The sequence below is a fragment of the Streptomyces sp. NPDC048442 genome (assembly GCF_040651475.1).
Classification (GTDB): domain Bacteria; phylum Actinomycetota; class Actinomycetes; order Streptomycetales; family Streptomycetaceae; genus Streptomyces.
The window spans coordinates 111,263-129,902 of record NZ_JBEZKB010000019.1; the positions used below are offsets into that span (position 1 = coordinate 111,263).

Genomic DNA, 18,640 nt, shown 5'->3' on the forward strand with positions numbered 1-18,640 from the left:
CAGGGATTGCAGGGATTGCAGGAATTGCGGGGGCTGCGGGGATTGCTGGGGAGGGGGGTCGCCCTTCTCGCGGTGGTGCTGGTCATCGGGCTGCTGCCCTGGCTGACCAGCAACGATCCCGCGCTGACGATCCTCCACGCGCGCTACGCCGACCGGCCTCCGACGCCCGAGACGCTCGCCGCGATCCGCGCCGAGACCGGGCTCGACGGCGGTCCCTCGCACGTGCTCGGCGGCTGGCTCGGCGCTCTGCCGCACGGGGACTTCGGCACGTCGTGGGTGTCGGGCGCGCCCGTCGGTCCCGACGTGAGCGCCGCGCTCGGGGTCTCGCTGACGCTGATGGGCTGCTCACTGCTGGTGGCCGTGGTGCTGGCCGGGCTGCTGTGTCTGCGGACGCTGCGGCTCGGGGCGCGGCGGAGAATCGTACGTACGCGGGCGGGTGTGGTCGGCGCGGTGCCGGCCGCGCTGCCGGAGTTCCTGATCGCGGCGGTGCTGGCGACGGTCTTCGCCGTGCAGCTGCGGTGGTTCCCGGCCGTCGGCTGGGGGACCTTCGGGGACGTCGTACTGCCCGCTGTGGCCATGGGAGTTCCGGCCGGGGCACTGCTCGGCCGGCTGGTCGACGACGCGCTCCCGGCCGCCTTCGCGGAACCTTGGGCGAAGGCCGCCGTGGCGGGTGGGATCCCTGGGCGGCGTGTGGCGCGGCACGCGCTGCGGCGGTCGCTGCCGGGGGTGCTGCCGCAGTTCGGATTCGTGGTGGTCGGGCTGACCGGCGGGGCGGTCGCGGTCGAGACGCTCTTCGCGATTCCGGGTCTCGGCGGGACCGCCCTAGGCGCCGCGCTCGCCCAGGACCTGCCGGTGCTTCAGGCGTCGGTACTGGTGCTGCTGGTGGTGGGAGTGCTGGCGGGGCTCGCGGTACGGGGGATCGGGCGGGTGCTGGTGGGGCCCGCGGTGCGCGACGGCGCGCTGCCCGCGCTGGTCAGGCCGCGGCTGGACGCCGGGCGGGCGGTGCGGTGGGCGGCCGTGCTGCTGACGGTGGTGTTCGTGGGGACCGTGGTGGCGGGGCTGCTGCGGGATCCGTACGGGATCGATGTGGCGGCCAGACTGTCGGGCCCCACCGGTGCGCATCCGCTCGGAACGGACTCGCTGGGCCGCGACACGCTGGCCCGTCTCGGGCACGGGGCGGGGCGGACGGTACTGGCAGCACTGGCGGTGACAGTGGTGACGCTGGTGGTGGGCGTGCTGGTGGGAATGCTGCCCGCCCGCGCCGGTGCGGACGGCTTCACCGAGATGGTCAACGCACTGCCCGCGATCGTCACCGGACTGGTCGTGGCGGGGATCGCCGGACCCGGCGCGGGGGCATCGGCGCTGGCCGTCGCGGTGGTGGCCTGGGCTCCGCTCGCCGCGCACACCCGGGCGCTGTACGTCCTGGAACGTGCGGCTCCGCACGTCGCGGTGGCGGAGTCGCTGGGCGCGGGCCGGGCCTGGGTGCTGCGGCGGCACGTGCTGCCTGGGGTGCTCCCGCCGGTCCTGCGGCACGCGGTGCTGCGCATTCCGGCGATCGCGCTCGCCCTGGCCTCGCTGGGCTTCCTGGGCCTGGGCGCGGCCCCGCCGGCCCCCGAGTGGGGCCGCATGCTGGCGGAGAACATGCCGTACGCGGAGCGTGCCCCCTGGTCGGTGCTGGCACCGGCGGGGGCGTTGGTGCTGCTGGGAGTCCTGGCGGTGCTGTGGGGGGCGGTCGGGGGGACGGGGCAGCCTGTGCGGCGGCGGGGTCAGGCAGAGGCAGAGATATCCACACCTACAGAGATATCCACACCTGTGGACAAGTTCGCCGAGCCCGCGCTGGAAAAGGTACGGGCGTGAGCGGCGGGCCGGAGAGCGGTCCCGCCCCCGGGGCTCCGCCCCGGACCTCGCTCCTCACCCGCCGGAGGTGCTGGAATCCGCGCGCCCTCGCCGAGATCCGCGCCCTGCCCTCCTACCTCCGCCTCCTCATCAGCACCCAGCTCGCCTTCAACGTCGGCTTTTACGCCGTCCTGCCCTACCTCGCCCAGCACCTCGGCGGGACCCTCGGCATGGCCGGTTGGGCCGTCGGGCTGGTGCTGGGACTGCGGACGTTCAGTCAGCAGGGGCTGTTCATGGTGGGCGGTGCGCTGACCGACCGCTTCGGGCCGAGGCCCGTGGTGCTGGTGGGGTGTGTGCTGCGGATCGCGGGGTTCGTGTGGCTGGCGTTCGCCGGGTCCACGGGCACCGTCGTCGGGGCGGTGCTGCTCATCGGCTTCGCCGCCGCGCTCTTCTCGCCCGCCGTCGAGTCGGAGACCGCCCGCGAGGCCGTGCGGTACGAGGCGGCGAGCGGAACGCCCCGGGCGCAGGTGCTGGCGGTGTTCTCGGCGGCCGGGCAGGCGGGAGCCTTCGTCGGGCCCCTGCTCGGGTCGTTGCTGCTGTTCAGCGGGTTCCGCGCGGCCGCTCTCGCGGGGGCCGGCGTCTTCGTGGCCGTACTGGCAGGGCACTGGCGGCTGATGCCCGTACGGAAGGCCGCGCACGCGCGCGCACACCGGCGCGGGGGCGTGCGGGCCCTCGTGCGCAGTCCGGGGTTCGTCGTGCTCTGCCTCGCCTACAGCTGCTATCCGGTGGCCTACAACCAGCTCTATCTGTCGCTGCCCGCCGAGGTCGAGCGGGCGACCGGGTCGCAGGCCGCGCTCGGGTGGCTGTTCGCGCTGTCGTCGCTGCTGGTGGTGTGCGTGCAGCTGCCCGTCACCCGGTGGGCGGGGCGCCGCCTCGGGCTGCGGACGGCACTGGTGAGCGGGTTGCTGGTGGTGGCCCTGGGGTTCGTGGGGGTGGCCGTCTCGGCGCCGCTCCGGCTGGAGGGGGCCGTCGGGCTCCTGCCGGGGGCGTTCCTCGTCGCCGCGATCACCCTCGGGCAGATGCTGCTCGTGCCCGCCGCCCGCGCCCTCGTCCCCGACCTCGTCGACGACCGGCTCTTGGGCCTTGCTATGGGCGCGCTGTCGTCCGTGGCCGGTCTCGTCGTACTGATCGCAAGCTCCGCGACCGGGACACTGCTCGCCTCCGGGGGCGTACTCCTGTGGAGTGTTCTCGCCGCGGTGCCCCTCGCCGGGGCACTTCTCGCGCGTTGCTTGCGCCTTGGCGGGCGGATGGCGGGGTAGACGTAGTAACCACCCATTCCTGCGTACCCCCGGAAGGACCGGCCCCCGTGACCGCCGCACTCAGCGACAAGCTCAAGGAACTCCTCGACGGCCCCGTCTTCATCAACGTGGCCACGATCCAGCCCGACGGCAGCCCCCAGGTTTCCCCGGTCTGGGTGAAGCGCGACGGCGACGACGTGCTGTTCTCCACCACCGTCGGTCGGCGGAAGGAGAAGAACCTGAGCCGCGACCCCCGCGTCACCGTCCTCGTCCAGCCCGCCGACGCCCCTTATACGTACGCCGAGATCCGCGGCAGCGTCGAGATGACGAGGGAGGGCGGCCAGGAGCTCATCGACGAGCTGTCCGTGAAGTACACGGGCAAGAAGTACGCCGAGTTCAACCCGTCATCGGTGGACGACGGCCCGCGTCTCGTGGTCCGCGTCAGGGCCCGCAAGGTCGTCGGCAACATCTGAGCGCAGGGCCCGTACCCCTCCTGAAGCGGTGTGGGGTACGGGCCCGCGCCACGCCAAACACTCAGTACCCTTGTGTCGTGACTATTCGCCTGTACGACACCAGCGCCCGGCAGACGCGTGACTTCATCCCGCTCGCGCAGGGCTGTGTCTCGATCTACCTGTGCGGCGCTACCGTGCAGGCGGCACCGCACATCGGGCACATCCGGTCGGGACTCAACTTCGACATCATGCAGCGGTGGTTCACCTACCGCGGCTACGACGTGACCTTCATCCGCAACGTCACCGACATCGACGACAAGATCATTGCGAAGTCGGCGGAGCAGGACCGCCCGTGGTGGTCCATCGGGTACGAGAACGAGCGTGCCTTCAACGACGGCTACACCGCGCTCGGTTGCCTCCCGCCCACCTACGAGCCCCGCGCCACCGGCCACATCACCGAGATGGTCGAGATGATGCAGGGCCTCATCGAGCGCGGTCACGCGTACGAGGCGGACGGCAGCGTCTACTTCGACGTCCGCTCGTACGACGGCTATCTGGAGCTCTCCAACCAGGAGCTGGACGGTCTCCGCCAGCCCCCCGAGGACGGCATCACCGGCAAGCGCGATCCCCGCGACTTCGCCATGTGGAAGGCCGTCAAGCCGGGCGAGCCCAGCTGGGAGTCCCCGTGGGGCCGCGGCCGTCCTGGCTGGCACCTGGAGTGCTCGGCGATGGCGCACAAGTACCTGGGCAAGGCCTTCGACATCCACGGCGGCGGGATCGACCTGATCTTCCCGCACCACGAGAACGAGATCGCCCAGGCCAAGGCGTTCGGCGACGACTTCGCCAACTTCTGGGTGCACAACCACTGGGTCACCATGGCCAACGAGAAGATGTCGAAGTCCCTCGGGAACTCGGTGCTCGTCAGCGAGATGGTCAAGGCATGGCGGCCGATCGTGCTGCGCTACTACCTCGGTACGCCGCACTACCGCTCCGCCATCGAGTACAGCGAGGAGGCCCTGCGCGAGGCGGAGTCCGCCTTCGCCCGCATCGAGGGCTTCATCCAGCGCGTGGTCGAGAAGGCCGGGGGCGCCGTCGAGCCCGCCGCCGAGGTCCCGCCCGCATTCGCCGAGGCCATGGACGACGACCTCGGTGTCCCGCAGGCCCTCGCGATCATCCACACCACCGTCCGCCAGGGGAATTCCGCCCTCGCCGCCGACGACAAGGAAGCGGCGATTGCGCGCCTGGCCGAGGTCCGTGCCATGCTCGGCGTACTGGGTCTCGACCCGCTCGACGCACACTGGGCGGGCGAGTCCGACCGGGGCGAGGATCTGCACGGGGTCGTCGACACGCTCGTACGGCTCGTGCTCGACCAGCGTCAGTCCGCGCGCGAGCGCAAGGACTGGGCGGCGGCCGACGCCATCCGCGACCAGCTCCAGCAGTCCGGACTGGTCATCGAGGACAGCCCGTCCGGACCGAGGTGGACGCTCGGGCCCCGGTAGGGGCTTCGCATGAGGCCTGCACAGGGCCTTCCGATGTGCCGCCCGGACGACCGGGCGGCACACTTCATTTACGTACGTAGACGATCTGCATCACCATGTGGATCGCCGGATCCACAGGAAACAGGTAGTCATGGCCGGCAACAGCCAACGCAGGAACCGCCGCACGTCCAACAAGAAGGGCATGCAGGTCGGCAGCGGCGGCCAGCGGCGCAAGGGGCTTGAGGGCAGGGGCCCGACCCCGCCCGCCGCGGACCGCAAGAAGCACAAGGCGAACCGCCTCGCCACCGCCAAGGCCAAGCACGCCCAGGCGCGCCGTCCCGCCCCGCGCCGCGGCGGCGCCAAGGGCACGTCCGAGCTGGTCGTCGGCCGCAACCCGGTGTACGAGGCCCTGCGCGACGGCGTCCCCGCCATCACCCTCTACGTGCAGCAGTACATCGACAACGACGAGAGGGTCCGCGAGATCCTCCAGCTCGCCGGTGAGCGCGGCAAGATCAACCTGATGGAGGCGCCGCGTCCCGAGCTGGACCGGATGACCAACGGCCTGAACCACCAGGGCGTCGTCCTCCAGGTCCCGCCGTACGAGTACGCGCACCCGGAGGACCTGGTCGCCGCCGCGTACGACAAGCACGAGACCCCGCTGATCGTCGCGCTGGACGGCGTGACCGACCCGCGCAACCTCGGCGCCATCATCCGCTCCACCAACGCCTTCGGCGGCCACGGCGTGGTCGTGCCCGAGCGGCGTGCGGCCGGCATGACCGCCGGTGCGTGGAAGTCCTCGGCCGGTACGGCCGCCCGTACGCCCGTCTCGCGCGTCACCAACCTGACGCGTGCGCTGGAGGAGTACAAGAAGGCCGGCATCACGGTCGTCGGCCTCGCCGCCGACGGTGAGCACAAGGTCGAGGACCTGAAGCAGCTCGGCGGTCCCGTCGTCATCGTCATCGGCGGCGAGGGCAAGGGCCTCGGCCGTCTCGTCGGCGAGACCTGCGACTACCGGGTGCGGATCTCGATGCCGGGCGGCGCCGAGTCGCTGAACGCGGGCGTCGCGGCCGGGATCGTCCTCTACGAAACGGCGCGTCGCCGGAAGTAGGCGCTGCCTCTGCGCTAAAGAAGCGCGGGAGTGTGCGCGAGGGCCCCGGATTTGATCCGGGGCCCTTTTTCGTCCACCTGTGTTGACCTGCGACGTCCGCGAGAACGTGTGGATTTGACGGGTCTCGGACAGATCGGCGCCGTCAAGGCAGTGTCCTAAACACACATCACTCGGTTAGATGAGTGTGGACACCAGAACACCCGGGTTCGACGATCAGCCCGCACTGAGCATGGTCAAGGTGCCCTGCGACCCGGCGCAGGTCATCGTCAACCACGCCAGTTTCCGCGTGCAGCTCGCCCCGAGCCAGAGCGCGCGCCCCTCCGTGGCGCGGGGTGCTCTGGACCGGACGGCGATGATTCCGGCGTTGAGCGGGGCGGGGGTGGCGGCCGCCGGTGCCGCCGCGGGGCGCCGCCGGCCCGTCGTGTGGACGGGGAGGTCCGAGCCGGGCGACCCCGGCGCCGGCGGCCTCCTGCAGGCCGTGCGCAACTCGACCGCCACCGCTCCCCGCCCCGCCGACCTCGACGACCTCGACGCGGGGGCGACCCAGCTCATCCCGCGCTTCGACGGTTCCTCCGCCCCCGACGACACCATGCAGACCCCGGTGGTCGGCGGCGGGCAGGACGGCGAGCCGTACACCCGGATGCTGCCCCGGATGCGGCAGGCGGAGGGTGCGTACGACGCGTACGAGGGCGATGAACCGCCGTACGACGACGAAGAGTTGACGGAGAGCCGGGACGGCAGGGGAAGGGCCGGCGGGCGCGCCAGGCAGACCTTCTACCCCGACCGGCGGATGAATCTCGGAGTGGTGCTGCTGCCGCTCCGCGTCTTCCTCGGCTTCATCTCCATCTACGCGGGCATGGGCAAGCTCTGCGACCCCGTCTTCTTCGACGGCGGCGAGCGCGGCTCCATGGTCAAGTGGCTCAACTCGCTGCACCCGTGGGCCCTCGCCGAACCGCTGCGGGAATTGGCGCTGCAGCACCCGGTCGGCGCCGGGCTCAGCGTGGCCTTCCTCCAGGTCATCGTGGGCGTGCTGACGGTCCTCGGGCTGTGGCAGCGGGTCGCCGGGGTCATCGGGACGCTGCTGTCGGCGGCGCTGCTGCTGACCGTGAGCTGGAAGTCCGTCCCCGCGTACGACGCGCCGGACATCATCTACCTCGCCGCCTGGTCGCCGCTGATCATCGCCGGTGCGCCGGTGTACTCGATGGACTCCCGGCTCGCGGGCGAGGCCTGGCGCAAGCTGGGCCCGCGCAGCGAGGTGTGGGAACTGCGGCGGCGGGTGCTGCGGCGCGGATTCCTGATGATCACCCTGGTCGTCGGGCTGACGCTGCTGGTCGGCTCGGTGCTCGGCGGGGCGGTCCGCTCCGCCGAGGTCGTCGTACCGGGTCCGGACGACGAACCGTCCAACCACCTGCCGGGACAGCCGCTCCCCCAGGAGACCGGCCCCAAGCTCACCACGCCGGGCCCCGAGCGGCGTACCCCGAAGCCCTCGGCCAGCGGCTCCGTGGCCCCGTCGAGGAAGCCGAGCCCCACGGGCAGCCCGCGCTCCTCCGTCACGTCCGGCGCCACCGCGGGCCCCAGCCAGCCCCGGGGCTCCACCGGCCGCGCCCCCACCCGGGGCACAGGACCGGCCACGACATCGGCGGGCCCCACGGCCACCGCGGGACCGACGTCCACGGGCGGCACAACCGGCTCCAACGGCGGGAGCAGCACCGGCGGTTCGGACTCCGGCGGCTCCGGCTCCGGCGGCGGCAGCGACTCGGGCGGGTCGAGCAGCTCGGGCGGCACCGCCGACAAGGTGATCGGCGGACTGCTCGGCTAGCCACCGGTCCGTACCTACGAAGAATCCGTACGTACGAAGAAGGGGAAGGGCCCGGCACCGTGACCTCGGTGTCGGGCCCTTCCGTGTAGTACGTCGGGGAGCGGTCAACTCCGGTGGGCGGCCAGCTCCTTGGCGGCCTCGGTGAGGTCCTTGGCGGTGTCGATGGCCCGCCAGTACGCGCCCTGCGGCAGCGGGAAGCCGGCCAGCCGGCGCGAGCGGGCGAGGCCGGGGAACGTGGTGCGCTCGTGGTCGCCCAGGTCCGGCAGGAGGGCCGCGAAGGCCGGGGAGAAGACGTACACACCCGCGTTGATCAGGTACGGGGACGGCGGTGACTCGATGAAGTCGGTGATGTGGCCGAACGCGTCCGTCTCGACGGCGCCCCACGGGATGCGGGGGCGGGCCAGGGCGAGGGTGGCGGTCGCGTCGCGCTCGGCGTGGAAGGCGGCCATCTCGCGCAGCGAGAACCGGGTCCAGATGTCGCCGTTGGTGGCGTACCAGGGCTGCTCGGGGTGCGGCAGGTGCTGGGCGGCGTACTTCAGGCCGCCGCCGCGGCCCAGCGGCTCCGTCTCGACGACCGTCGTGACGCGCAGGGAGAGCTGGGCGGCGTTCTCGCTCAGCCAGTCCTGCAGGACCTCGGCGAGGTGGCCGCAGGAGACGACCGCGTCAGTGACGCCCTCGGCGGCCAGCCAGGACAGCTGATGGCCGATGATCGGAGTCCCGGTTCCGGGAATCTCGACCATCGGCTTGGGGCGGTCGTCGGTGTACGGACGCAGCCGTGAGCCCTGGCCGCCGGCCAGGACGACGGCCTGCCTGGGCATGGCTGTCGGAGTGGAGGTCATGCAGGGGACGATATGCGGCGCGGAGCGCGTCGCCGGTGAGAAGCAGGATCGTCAGTGTGGTCGGTGGTGGCTCGGTCGTGTCCGTCGGTCGCTCGTGCCGGTCAGTCGTGGAAATGCGCGACGCCGGACGCGAAGGACGTGTCGCAGACGGGCCGCGAGTAGGACTGGGCGCGGGTGGGACCGTAGTGCGTGACGGCGGCACGGCCGAGTGCACGGGCGATCTGCATGCAGTGCCTGGCCAGCGAAGGCCGCCGCTCGACCTCGCGCTGGAGGTGCGTGAGAGCGACTCCGGGGTCCTTTTCCTGAAGTTCCTCCAGGAGGCGGTCGCGCAGAATATCCTGCGGGGCACGGGACTTGGCCTTGGTGGAGACGTCCTCGGCGGACGCCGTCAGGATCTGGGACTCGGGGGTGCCGGCCACCCACGGGACGCGGGTGACGGCGAGGGTCCCGGAGAGCACCAGGACGACGGGCAGTACGAGGGCGAGAGTTCGGCCGATGCGGCGGGCTGTGTGGGTCACGCGAGTGAGCGTAGCGGCAGGTGACGATTTGGCGACATTCAGTCACCCCCACGGGGGATGGTTCGATCCTCCTTTTCGAATGTGGTGTTGACGTACAGGTATCGAAATGCCCACTGTGCCGGGGTATTTGTCGACAGCCATACGTAAACGTGGAGGGCTGCGCACTTGGACGCGGCAGCTGGACGCGGAAGGGCCCCGCACCGGAGTGCGGGGCCCTTCGGGCTTGGTTTCTGGGGCTGCCTCGGCTGCCTCAGACGCCTGCCGCCTCAGCCGCCTCAGCCGCCTCAGTCGCTGAGACGCTCGCCCGTCTTCGTCGAGAAGACGTGCAGCTCGCCCGGACGCGGGACGACGTGCAGCTCGGTGCCCTTGTCCGGGACGGCGCGGCCGTTGACCCGGACCACGAGGTCCTTGTGCTCGCCGCCGACCTCGGCGGAGCCGTAGACGTAACCGTCGGCGCCGAGCTCCTCGACGACGTTGACGGAGACCGCCAGGCCGGCCGGGGCGTCCTTGGTGTCCTTCGACAGCGACCTCGCGGCCTCGCCGCCACCGAGCTCGACGATGTCGAAGTGCTCGGGGCGCACGCCGACGGTGACGGTCGTGTCGCCCTTGTCGGCGGCGGCCGACAGGGCCTCACGGCTCACCGGCACCACGCTGTTGCCGAACTTCACGCCGCCGTCGGTGATCGGGACCTCGACCAGGTTCATGGCCGGGGAGCCGATGAAGCCGGCGACGAAGAGGTTGTTGGGGCGGTCGTACATGTTGCGCGGCGAGTCGACCTGCTGGAGCAGGCCGTCCTTCAGTACCGCCACCCGGTCGCCCATGGTCATGGCCTCGACCTGGTCGTGGGTGACGTACACCGTGGTGATGCCGAGGCGGCGCTGCAGGGAGGCGATCTGCGTACGGGTGGAGACGCGGAGCTTGGCGTCGAGGTTCGACAGCGGCTCGTCCATGAGGAAGACCTGCGGCTCACGGACGATGGCGCGGCCCATCGCGACGCGCTGGCGCTGACCGCCGGAGAGGGCCTTCGGCTTGCGGTCCAGGTACTCGGAGAGGTCGAGGATCTTGGCGGCCTCTTCGACCTTCTTGCGGATCTCCGCCTTGTTCACGCCGGCGATCTTGAGCGCGAAGCCCATGTTGTCGGCGACGGACATGTGCGGGTAGAGCGCGTAGTTCTGGAACACCATGGCGATGTCCCGGTCCTTCGGCGGCAGGTGCGTGACGTCGCGGTCACCGATGCGGATGGCGCCGCCGTTGACGTCCTCAAGACCCGCGAGCATGCGCAGGGAGGTCGACTTGCCGCAGCCGGAGGGACCGACGAGGACGAGGAACTCGCCGTCCTCGATGTCGATCTCCAGCTGGTCGACGGCGGGCTTGGTGGAGCCCGGGTAGATCCGGGTCGCCTTGTCGAACGTGACTGTAGCCATGGTGATCTTGCCCTTCTACCGGCAGGAACGTGCCGGACGATCCGAGTGGAAGGTGAAGTGGTTTAGTCCAGTGGGTGGACTGTCGGTGACGCTACCCGGCGATCTGTCTTCTGTCAGTACTCCGGGAGCTGCGAAATACGTTGCCCATGAGCGTCTGCGGTCCGGTTAGACTGCTCGCACGCGCCTCCTTAGCTCAGCTGGCCAGAGCAACGCACTTGTAATGCGTAGGTCATCGGTTCGAATCCGATAGGGGGCTCCACCAGGGAAAACGCCCCGCATGGTCGCCATACGGGGCGTTTCTTTTTGCGAAGTACGCGGCTTTTGCGAAGCGCGTGGCGGGTCCCGGGAGCGCGTGGGGGGCCTCGGGAGCGCGTGGCGGGTCCCGGGTTCCTCAGCGGCCCGCGATGCGGTCGGCCAGCTTGGCGATGGGGTTCGTGTCCGGGGTGTGGCCGGAGAGTTCGCGGCGGTCGGCCTCGCGGTAGGCGGCGTACATGCCCTGGACGCCGAGCCAGCGGAAGGGTTCCGGCTCCCACTTGCGGACCTTGTGGTTGACCCAGGGGAGGGTCGTGAGGTCGGTGGGGCCGCCCTGTCCCGAGTCCTGGAGGAAGAGGTCGCGGAGGGTGCGGGCGGCCAGGTTGGTGGTGGCGACGCCGGAGCCGACGTAGCCGCCGGCCCAGCCGAGGCCGGTCGTACGGTCGAGGGTGACGGTGGCGCACCAGTCGCGGGGGACGCCCAGGACGCCGGACCAGGCGTGGGCGATACGGGTACCGGCGAGGGTCGGGAAGAAGCGGACCAGGATCTCGCGGAGGGCGTCGACGGTGGCGCTCTGGGTGCGGCCGTCGTTGTCGGTGCGGGAGCCGAAGCGGTACGGGACGCCGCGGCCGCCGAGCGCGATGCGGTCGTCGGCGGTGCGCTGGGCGTACATGTAGGCGTGCGCCATGTCGCCGAGGTTCTCGCGGCCCTCCCAGCCGATGGTGTCCCAGAGGCGGGGATCGATCGGGTCGGTGACGATCATCGAGCTGTTCATCGGGAGCCAGGTGCGGCGCTGCGAGGAGAGGGAGGCGGTGAAGCCTTCGGTGCAGCGCAGGATGTACGGGGCGCGGACGGTGCCGTACGGGGTGCGGGCGTGCTTGGGCTCGATGGCGGTGACGGGCGTCGACTCGTGGATCGTCACGCCGAGCGCCTCGACGGTTTCGGCGAGGCCCTTGACGAGCTTCGCCGGGTGCAGGCGGGCGCCGTGCGGGGTCCAGCTGGAGCCGACGGCTCCGGTGACGCGGATACGGGCGGCGGTGTCGCGGGCGCCGAGCAGGACGCGGTCCTTCTCGCCGAAGGCGGCCTCGGTGGCGTGGAAGGACTTCAGACGGCCGAACTGGGCGGGCGTACAGGCGACTTCGAGGACGCCGCCGCGGTGGATGTCGGCGTCGATGCCTTCGGCTGCGGCCGTGTCGATGACCTCGGTGACGGTGTCGTTCATGGCGTGCTGGAGGCGGGTGGCGGCTTCGGGGCCGTGGAGCTTGGCGTAGCGGTCGCGGCCCGCGATGCCGTTGTAGAGCCAGCCGCCGTTGCGGCCGGAGGCGCCGTAACCGCAGAACTTGGCTTCCAGGACGGTGATGTTGAGGAAGGGGACGGCCTTCTTGAGGTAGTACGCCGTCCACAGGCCGGTGTAGCCGCCGCCGACGATGCAGATGTCGGCGGTGGCGTCGCCGGGGAGGGGCTCGCGGGGGGTCGGTATGCCGTGGTCGGCGTACCAGAAGGAGATTCCTCCGTTGGCGGTGTCGGTCCTTGGCTCGCGCATGCTGACCTTCGTCCTGGGGCGGGTGGCTTTATGGCTTTTTGCTGATCAGGGGTGGTGTCGGGACGCTAGCGGGCGGTGGTGCGGCGCGGCAATGGGCGGTGTGGTGGGTATGGGGGGAAGGTTCTGCGCGACCTGTCGGGCGGTGCGGGCGTTGGACGGGCGTGACTGAACTTCTGTTTTTGCCGCCGCAGCCCGTATCGCCCAATGTGCCCTCGGAATGCGAGGGACTGTCCCTGAGGCCGGAGAGGGTGGAGCGGATCAGTGATCAGCGGTGGCTGGTGTGGGTGAGCGCGGATCAGCTGGTTGGCCGGGACTGGGAAGGGGGGCGCCGGGGGTTCCTCGGGGATACCCCGGCCAACCGCGAACTGGCCGAGGTGATGTGGCAACGGCCCTGGGACTTCGGCGTGGTGGGCTCCGTGGTGCTGAGCGGCCGACTGGTGCGATGGGACCCGGCGGGCACGCGGAACCGGGGAATCGTGCAGATCGTGGAACCTGAAGTCCTGGACGGCGTACAGCGGTTGGGCGTACTGGACCAGGTCGTGGCGGAGGAGCTGCCGGTGGAGTACCTGCGGCGCTCGACGCTGCGGCTTGAGGTGGTGACGGGGCCCGCGGTGAACGTGGTGCGGGGGGAGCTCGACGCGGAGGACCGCAGGCGGAATGTGGCGAGCGCGCGGGACGAGCTGGTGCGGGATCCGAATCTGCTGCGGCTGATGCGGCAGTTCCGGGACGACGGGCTTCAGTTCGTGGTGCGGCGCGGTGAGGTGCGGGAGCCGTACGGGGAGAGCGTCTCGGTCGAGGAGGCGACGGCGGCCCTCGCCTGCCTGGCACCGGGAGCGCGGCTGGCGGTGGCGCACGGGGCGGACAGTGCGGAGGGGCGGGAGCGGCTGTGGGCCGGCCGGGGCGGGGAGGAGTACCGGGCGGTGTTCAACGAGTTCACGACGGCCACGGGGGTGCAGCGGGCGGTGGAGGTCGCCCGTGGCGTACGGAACGTACTGGGGCGCATGGGCCGGGGGAGGGGCAACCGGTACGGGCATGCCCATCTGTGGCGGGACGCACCGCAGTTGGTGGTGTGGGCGGTGGGGCGGCAGCTGCCGGTGGTGGAGCTGCACCGGGAGGGGCAGGGGTGGGGCGGGGTGGACTGGGACCTGTTGGTGCAGGAGCGGCTGGACGGCCTGGCTGAGGGTGTGGCGGAGGGGCTGCGGGACGCGTACGCGCGGATCCGTCCGACGGAAGGGGGCAGCGGGGGGTCGGGGAAGAAGCAGCTGCGGTACGCGGTGGTCAGGGAGCTGGGCTTCTGGAGGGAGCTGATGGAGGCCTACGAGCGGGGCGGCCGGATGGTCGGCTCCGGGTGAGCGGGTAGCAGGCGAGGCCGATCAGTACGGCGGAGAAGTGGCCGACGTCGGTGAAGGTGCGGCCGGTGACGAGGGGAAGGGCGTAGAAGGTGAGGACGCCGAAGAGGTAGGGGTACCGCCAGGGGGTGGGGATGCGGTACGTGAGGACGGCGACGACCCCGGCGAGGGCGTAACTCACGCCCACGTCAAGGGTGTTGACGGCGGAGGCGGGCGCGTGGCCGTGCCGGATCGCCCAGCCGAGGACGCCCTCGCTGAGGTACGTCGCCCCGATGTGCGCGGCGGCGACGACACCGAGCCAGCGGAGGGTGCCCAGCCGGCGCTCGGCGGGGGCGTGGAAGAGGGAGTAGAGGACCGCGTACAGGAGCCAGCCGCCGCCGTCGGTCCAGAACGCGGAGGTGACGAGGACGCGGACGGGGTCCTGGGAGAGGTGATGGATGTTGGTGGACCGCTGCCGGAGGAACTCGTCGGCAAGGGCGGGGTCCATGTGGCGCAGGGCGACGGTGGTGACGAAGAGGACGGCGAGCCAGAGGTGGGTGCCGGGGGAGGAGCGGAGATAGCGCCAGGTGGTGCGGGCGGCGGCGCGGAGGGGGCGCCGTCCGGCGGGGGCGGCCTCGGGAGGGGCCTCCGGGGGTCGGAGGGGCCCCAGGGGCTCCACGGGAACCGGTGGCTCCATGGGGTCCGGTGGTTCCAGGGGGTTCGGTGGTTTCGGTGGCTCCATGGGGTCCGGTGGTTCCAGGGGCTTCAGGGGGTCCGGCGTTGTGGGGGACATGGGGGAGATTGTCCCGGGATCGAGCAATTGGGATGCGGAGGGCCGCGCCGGAAAAGTAGGGTCGGCCGGGTGACCGCCATCGAGGTTCCTGAGGCGCTGGCCGCCACGCAGATTCAGTACGAGGGGGAGGCGGGGCGGGCCTTCATCGACTCGCTCCCGGGGCTGGCGGCGGACATGCTGACGCGGTGGGGGCTGACGGTCGACGGGCCGTCGATGCACGGGATGGCGGCGCTCGTGCTGCCCGTGCGCCGCGCGGACGGCACCCCGGCCGCCCTCAAGTTGCAGGCGCTCAACGAGGAGAGCGCGGGGGAGGCGGACGCGCTGCGGGCGTGGGCGGACCTCGGAGCCGTGCGCGTACTGGACCACGCACCCGAGAACGGGTCGTTGCTGCTGGAGCGGCTCGACTCCGCGCGCTCCCTCGACGACGAGCCCGACGTACGGCAGAGCGTGCTGGTCATCGCCGGGATGCTCGCGCGGTTCACGGCCGTACCCGCGCCGTCCGGCATGCGGCGGCTCGGGGACATCGCGGCGGGGATGGTGGCGGAGACCCCGGACGCGCTGCGCGCCGTCGCCGATCCGGCGGACCGGCGGCTGGTGGCGGACTGTGCGGCGGCGGTACGGGAGGTCATGGCCGAGCCGGGCGACTCGCTGCTCCACTGGGACCTGCACTTCGAGAACGTGCTCGCCGGGCGGGGCGGCTGGGTCGCCATCGACCCCAAGCCGCTCGCCGGCGACCCGGGCTTCGACCTGTGGCCGGCGCTCAACAACCGTTTCGACCCGGCCGACGTGCGGTGGCGCTTCGACGCGATGACCGAGGTGATGGGGCTGGACCGGGAGCGGGCGAAGGCGTGGACTCTGGGGCGGATCCTGCAGAACGCGCTCTGGGCGGTGGAGGACGAGGAGGAGCTGGACGAGGACGACCTGATGGCGGCCCGGCTGCTGCTCGGGGGCCGGTCCGGCAGGTGAGTCCGTCCGGCGGCAGTTGAGTCCGTCCGGCAGCAGCCGGGGCCCGTCCGGCTGCCGGGGGCCCGTCGGGCTGCCGAGGGTCCGTCGGGCTGCCGGGGGCTCGTCCGGCAGCTGAGTAGCCGTGCGGCGGGGGCGGTGCGTCCGGTTACCCTGCCGCCATGATTCGCAACGCCACCGTGGACGACCTGCCCGAGATCCTCGCGATGATCGGCGAGTTGGCCGAGTACGAGAAGGCCCTTGACGAGGTCCGCGTCACCGGCGACCAGCTGCGCGCCGCCCTCTTCGGGCCGAGCCCCGCCGCGTACGCGCACATCGCCGAGTCCCCGGACGGGAGGGTCGTCGGCTACTCGGTGTGGTTCTTGAGCTTCTCGACCTGGCGCGGGGTGCACGGGATCTACCTGGAGGACCTGTACGTACGGCCCACCGAGCGCGGTGGCGGGTACGGCAAGGCGCTGCTGACGGAGCTGGCCCGTACCTGCGTACAGCGGGGGTACCAGCGGCTGGAGTGGTCGGTGCTCAAGTGGAACCGGCCCTCCATCGACTTCTACGAATCGCTGGGCGCGCGTCCGCAGGACGAGTGGGACGTATACCGGCTGACGGACAACGCGCTGGAGGAGTTGGGCAGTTGACGTGGCAGACCGCCCTGGTCAGGGGATGAGGACGACCTTGCCGACCGTGCCGCGGTTCTCCAGGTCGTGGTGGGCCATTGCCGCCTTCGCGAGGGGGTAGCGCTGGACGGCGGGGCGGAGTTCGCCCGAGGCGGCCAGGGCGAGGGAGCGGGTTTCGAGGGTCCGCAGCGGGTTGTCGCCGCCGGCCTTCTGCATCATGGCCGGGCCCAGGACGCTCTCGGAGGTGATGGCACGCTCGGCGAGTTCGCCCTCGGTGTAGGTGAGGGGCTCGCCGTCGTGCAGGCCGGAGCCGGACCAGCCGAAGACGAGGTGCTTGCCGCCGGGGGCGAGGAGGTCCACGGCGGCGCGGCCGGTGTCGGCGCCGACCGAGTCGAAGACGACCGTGGCACCGCCCAGGCCGCGTTCGGTGAGGAAGGCGGTCACCTTCTCCGGCCAGTCGGGCTGCTTGTAGTCGAGGGCGAGGTCGGCGCCGTTCGCTTCGACGAGGGCGGTCTTGGCGGGGCCGCCGGCCAGGCCGATCACGGTGCCGCCGGCGTTCTTCACGTACTGCACCAGGAGTGTGCCGATGCCGCCGGCGGCGGCCGGGACGAGGGCGACGGTGTCGGCGGTGATGTCGGTGAAGAGCAGGATGCCGAGGGCGGTGCGGCCGGTACCGATCATGGCGATGGCCTCGGCGTCGTCGAGGGTGTCGGGGACGGGGTGGAGCTTGGCGGCGTCGGTGACGGCCAGCTCCGCGTATCCGCCCGGGTTCATGCCGAGGTGGGCGACGACGCGCTTGCCCAGCCAGGACGGGTCCGTGCCCTCGCCGAGTGCGTCGACGGTGCCCGCGACCTCGCGGCCGGGGATGGTCGGCAGCTCGGCCGGGGCGGGAAACGGGCCGGCCATGCCCTGGCGTAGGGCCGTGTCCAGGAGGTGCACGCCGGCGGCGGTGACGGCGATCCGGACCTGACCCGGGCCGGGGACCGGGTCGTCGGTCTTCTCGTACGTGAGGTTCTCGGCCGGTCCGAAGGTGTGGAGGCGGATCGCGTGCATGGTCAACTCCCCGGGTGAGGCGCCGTGGCGGCGGTACGGGGACCACTCTCATACCTCAAGCGCTCTTGAGGTCAAGGCGGTGGCTTCGGGTGTCCCGGTCGGCCTCGACGAGCCGGTGCAGGCGTGCGTGGTGCAGGGCCAGGGATGCCGCTTCCAGGGCGCTGTTGAAGGACACCTCGGCGAGCAGGCCGGGGGCCGCGACCTGGTCGCCCGCCAGGTAGATGCCGTTGCCGCGGTCGATGGCGGGGCGGTCGCGCCAGGTGGTGCCGGGCAGGTCGAGGGCGCCGGTGCGGCCGGTGGCGAGGGCCTCGGCGCGGTGCGTGACGCGCTCGCGCCAGCCGGGGAGGCCGAGGTCGAGGAGGCGTTCGGCGCGGGCGATGCCGACGGAACGCGACTCGCCGGGGGCGAGCGGGAGTTGGGCCTGGACCAGCTGCTCGCCGGGCGGGGCGAGGGTCGGGTCCTGGGCGGTGAACCGTTCGATCCAGCCGGGGGAGTCCAGGTCGGAGATGATGAACGCGTCGCCGCGACGGGTGCGCAGCCCGAGGTCCAGGAGTGCGGTCCGGCCGCCGGCCCAGGTGAGGGAGTCGTCGGCGAGGAGGCTGCGGGCGGCAGGGAGCGACGTCGCGACGATCACCGGTCCGAGGGCGGCGGCCCCGGCGAGTTCGGTGTCGGTGACGCGGGAGCCGGTGTCGATGCGTACACCGAGGTGACGGGCGTGCGCGACGAGCCGGTCCACCACCGAACTCCAGCCGCCCACCGGGTACTTGGCCTCGGGCGGCATCGCGAGGACCCGGCGCAGGCGCTCCTGTACGAAGCGGGCGGAGAGGGCGCCGGGGTCGTGGTGGAAGACGGCGACGCCGATGGCGTTCGCGGCGTACCGGGTGTGGCGCTCGCCGATGAGGGAGCTCGCCCAGGTGTGGAAGTCGGTGTCGACGGGGGCTTCGTGGGCCTGCTTGCGGCCGAGGCGCAGTACGGGGAGGGGCGGCATGCGGCGGAGTGCGCCGTCCCGGTGGAAGCGTACGGTCGCGGCCCCGCTGAGGGTTGCGCGGAGGGGGACCGAGGCGACCGGGCCGATCAGGCCGCGCTGCTTGAGCCAGGTCCAGAGGGGGCCGCGGGAGTAGAGGGCGTGCGGGCCCTCGTTGGTCTTGTACGGGCCGTCGGCGGTACGGGCCCGGCCGCCAGCGGTGTGGTGGGACTCGCGGAGGTGCACCCGGGTACGGCCGGACTCGGCGGCGGTGATCGCGGCGACGAGACCGGCGAAGCCGCCGCCGACGACGGTGAGGGTGGTGGGAACGGGTGTGCTGTGGCTCTGGCTCATGGTGGGT

At 71.8% G+C, this 18,640-nt stretch carries 16 protein-coding genes and 1 tRNA gene; 10 read left to right on the forward strand and 7 right to left on the reverse strand.

The annotated features are described in order from the left end of the window. Window positions 1-33: 33 nt before the first annotated feature. The 6 genes from AB0D18_RS26455 (at window position 34) to AB0D18_RS26480 (ending at window position 7,991) form a co-directional block, all read left to right on the forward strand. A complete protein-coding gene (locus AB0D18_RS26455; RefSeq protein ID WP_362423591.1) occupies window positions 34-1,857 on the forward strand; it encodes an ABC transporter permease subunit in 1,824 nt (607 codons plus the stop codon). 95 nt (window positions 1,858-1,952) lie between these two features. Beyond that, a complete protein-coding gene (locus AB0D18_RS26460) occupies window positions 1,953-3,155 on the forward strand; it encodes an MFS transporter (RefSeq protein ID WP_362423594.1) in 1,203 nt (400 codons plus the stop codon). A 47-nt stretch (window positions 3,156-3,202) separates the two neighbouring features. After that, on the forward strand, window positions 3,203-3,607 hold the full coding sequence (locus AB0D18_RS26465; protein ID WP_362423386.1) for a PPOX class F420-dependent oxidoreductase: 405 nt from the start codon (window positions 3,203-3,205) through the stop codon (window positions 3,605-3,607). Window positions 3,608-3,684: 77 nt separating this feature from the next. Then, window positions 3,685-5,085 carry a cysteine--tRNA ligase gene (gene cysS / locus AB0D18_RS26470; RefSeq protein ID WP_362423389.1) on the forward strand — a complete coding sequence of 467 codons (1,401 nt, stop codon included), beginning with the start codon at window positions 3,685-3,687 and terminating at the stop codon, window positions 5,083-5,085. Between the two features lie 130 nt (window positions 5,086-5,215). Continuing rightward, a complete protein-coding gene (gene rlmB / locus AB0D18_RS26475; RefSeq protein WP_362423392.1) occupies window positions 5,216-6,172 on the forward strand; it encodes a 23S rRNA (guanosine(2251)-2'-O)-methyltransferase RlmB in 957 nt (318 codons plus the stop codon). Window positions 6,173-6,350: 178 nt separating this feature from the next. Further along, window positions 6,351-7,991 (forward strand): DoxX family membrane protein, encoded by a 1,641-nt coding sequence (locus AB0D18_RS26480; RefSeq protein WP_362423395.1) that lies wholly within the window; start codon window positions 6,351-6,353, stop codon window positions 7,989-7,991. 104 nt (window positions 7,992-8,095) lie between these two features. On the opposite strand, the gene AB0D18_RS26485 is transcribed toward AB0D18_RS26480, so the two are convergent. The 3 genes from AB0D18_RS26485 to ugpC form a co-directional block, all read right to left on the reverse strand. Further along, complete coding sequence (locus tag AB0D18_RS26485) at window positions 8,096-8,830, reverse strand: nucleotidyltransferase family protein (RefSeq protein ID WP_362423398.1); 735 nt, start codon at window positions 8,828-8,830, stop codon at window positions 8,096-8,098. Window positions 8,831-8,931: 101 nt separating this feature from the next. Then, on the reverse strand, window positions 8,932-9,348 hold the full coding sequence (locus AB0D18_RS26490; RefSeq protein ID WP_362423401.1) for a hypothetical protein: 417 nt from the start codon (window positions 9,346-9,348) through the stop codon (window positions 8,932-8,934). Window positions 9,349-9,632: 284 nt separating this feature from the next. Further along, window positions 9,633-10,772, reverse strand: coding sequence for a sn-glycerol-3-phosphate ABC transporter ATP-binding protein UgpC (ugpC, locus tag AB0D18_RS26495; protein WP_362423404.1), 1,140 nt, complete (start codon window positions 10,770-10,772; stop codon window positions 9,633-9,635). Between the two features lie 182 nt (window positions 10,773-10,954). Here ugpC and AB0D18_RS26500 point away from each other — a divergent pair. Beyond that, window positions 10,955-11,031: transfer RNA gene (locus AB0D18_RS26500), tRNA-Thr, on the forward strand. A 132-nt stretch (window positions 11,032-11,163) separates the two neighbouring features. Here the strand turns inward: AB0D18_RS26500 and AB0D18_RS26505 are convergent. Then, window positions 11,164-12,567 carry an FAD-dependent oxidoreductase gene (locus tag AB0D18_RS26505; protein ID WP_362423406.1) on the reverse strand — a complete coding sequence of 468 codons (1,404 nt, stop codon included), beginning with the start codon at window positions 12,565-12,567 and terminating at the stop codon, window positions 11,164-11,166. 284 nt (window positions 12,568-12,851) lie between these two features. Here AB0D18_RS26505 and AB0D18_RS26510 point away from each other — a divergent pair, with 284 nt between their 5' ends. After that, window positions 12,852-13,919 carry a hypothetical protein gene (locus tag AB0D18_RS26510; RefSeq protein ID WP_362423409.1) on the forward strand — a complete coding sequence of 356 codons (1,068 nt, stop codon included), beginning with the start codon at window positions 12,852-12,854 and terminating at the stop codon, window positions 13,917-13,919. On the opposite strand, the gene AB0D18_RS26515 is transcribed toward AB0D18_RS26510, so the two are convergent. Next, window positions 13,846-14,565: a rhomboid-like protein gene (locus tag AB0D18_RS26515; RefSeq protein WP_362423597.1), complete on the reverse strand. Its 720-nt coding sequence runs from the start codon at window positions 14,563-14,565 to the stop codon at window positions 13,846-13,848. The genes AB0D18_RS26510 and AB0D18_RS26515 overlap by 74 nt on opposite strands. Before the next feature lie 192 nt (window positions 14,566-14,757). Between AB0D18_RS26515 and AB0D18_RS26520 the strand changes: the two genes are divergently transcribed. Beyond that, the gene (locus AB0D18_RS26520; protein WP_362423412.1) at window positions 14,758-15,654 is read left to right on the forward strand and encodes an aminoglycoside phosphotransferase family protein; all 897 of its coding nucleotides are present in this window, start codon (window positions 14,758-14,760) and stop codon (window positions 15,652-15,654) included. Window positions 15,655-15,812: 158 nt separating this feature from the next. Beyond that, window positions 15,813-16,283 (forward strand): GNAT family N-acetyltransferase, encoded by a 471-nt coding sequence (locus AB0D18_RS26525; RefSeq protein WP_362423415.1) that lies wholly within the window; start codon window positions 15,813-15,815, stop codon window positions 16,281-16,283. Between the two features lie 18 nt (window positions 16,284-16,301). On the opposite strand, the gene AB0D18_RS26530 is transcribed toward AB0D18_RS26525, so the two are convergent. Continuing rightward, window positions 16,302-17,315: a zinc-binding dehydrogenase gene (locus tag AB0D18_RS26530; RefSeq protein WP_362423418.1), complete on the reverse strand. Its 1,014-nt coding sequence runs from the start codon at window positions 17,313-17,315 to the stop codon at window positions 16,302-16,304. Between the two features lie 55 nt (window positions 17,316-17,370). Further along, a complete protein-coding gene (locus tag AB0D18_RS26535; RefSeq protein ID WP_362423421.1) occupies window positions 17,371-18,633 on the reverse strand; it encodes an NAD(P)-binding protein in 1,263 nt (420 codons plus the stop codon). Between the last annotated feature and the right edge of the window lie 7 nt (window positions 18,634-18,640).

What these genes read in the sequence shown, in the direction of transcription:
- rlmB (WP_362423392.1), top strand. Translation starts at nt 5,216, where the DNA reads ATGGCCGGCAACAGCCAACGCAGGAACCGCCGCACGTCCAACAAGAAG.
- AB0D18_RS26480 (WP_362423395.1), top strand. Translation starts at nt 6,351, where the DNA reads ATGAGTGTGGACACCAGAACACCCGGGTTCGACGATCAGCCCGCACTG.
- AB0D18_RS26485 (WP_362423398.1), bottom strand. Translation starts at nt 8,830, where the DNA reads ATGACCTCCACTCCGACAGCCATGCCCAGGCAGGCCGTCGTCCTGGCC.
- ugpC (WP_362423404.1), bottom strand. Translation starts at nt 10,772, where the DNA reads ATGGCTACAGTCACGTTCGACAAGGCGACCCGGATCTACCCGGGCTCC.
- AB0D18_RS26505 (WP_362423406.1), bottom strand. Translation starts at nt 12,567, where the DNA reads ATGCGCGAGCCAAGGACCGACACCGCCAACGGAGGAATCTCCTTCTGG.
- AB0D18_RS26525 (WP_362423415.1), top strand. Translation starts at nt 15,813, where the DNA reads ATGATTCGCAACGCCACCGTGGACGACCTGCCCGAGATCCTCGCGATG.
- AB0D18_RS26530 (WP_362423418.1), bottom strand. Translation starts at nt 17,315, where the DNA reads ATGCACGCGATCCGCCTCCACACCTTCGGACCGGCCGAGAACCTCACG.
- AB0D18_RS26535 (WP_362423421.1), bottom strand. Translation starts at nt 18,633, where the DNA reads ATGAGCCAGAGCCACAGCACACCCGTTCCCACCACCCTCACCGTCGTC.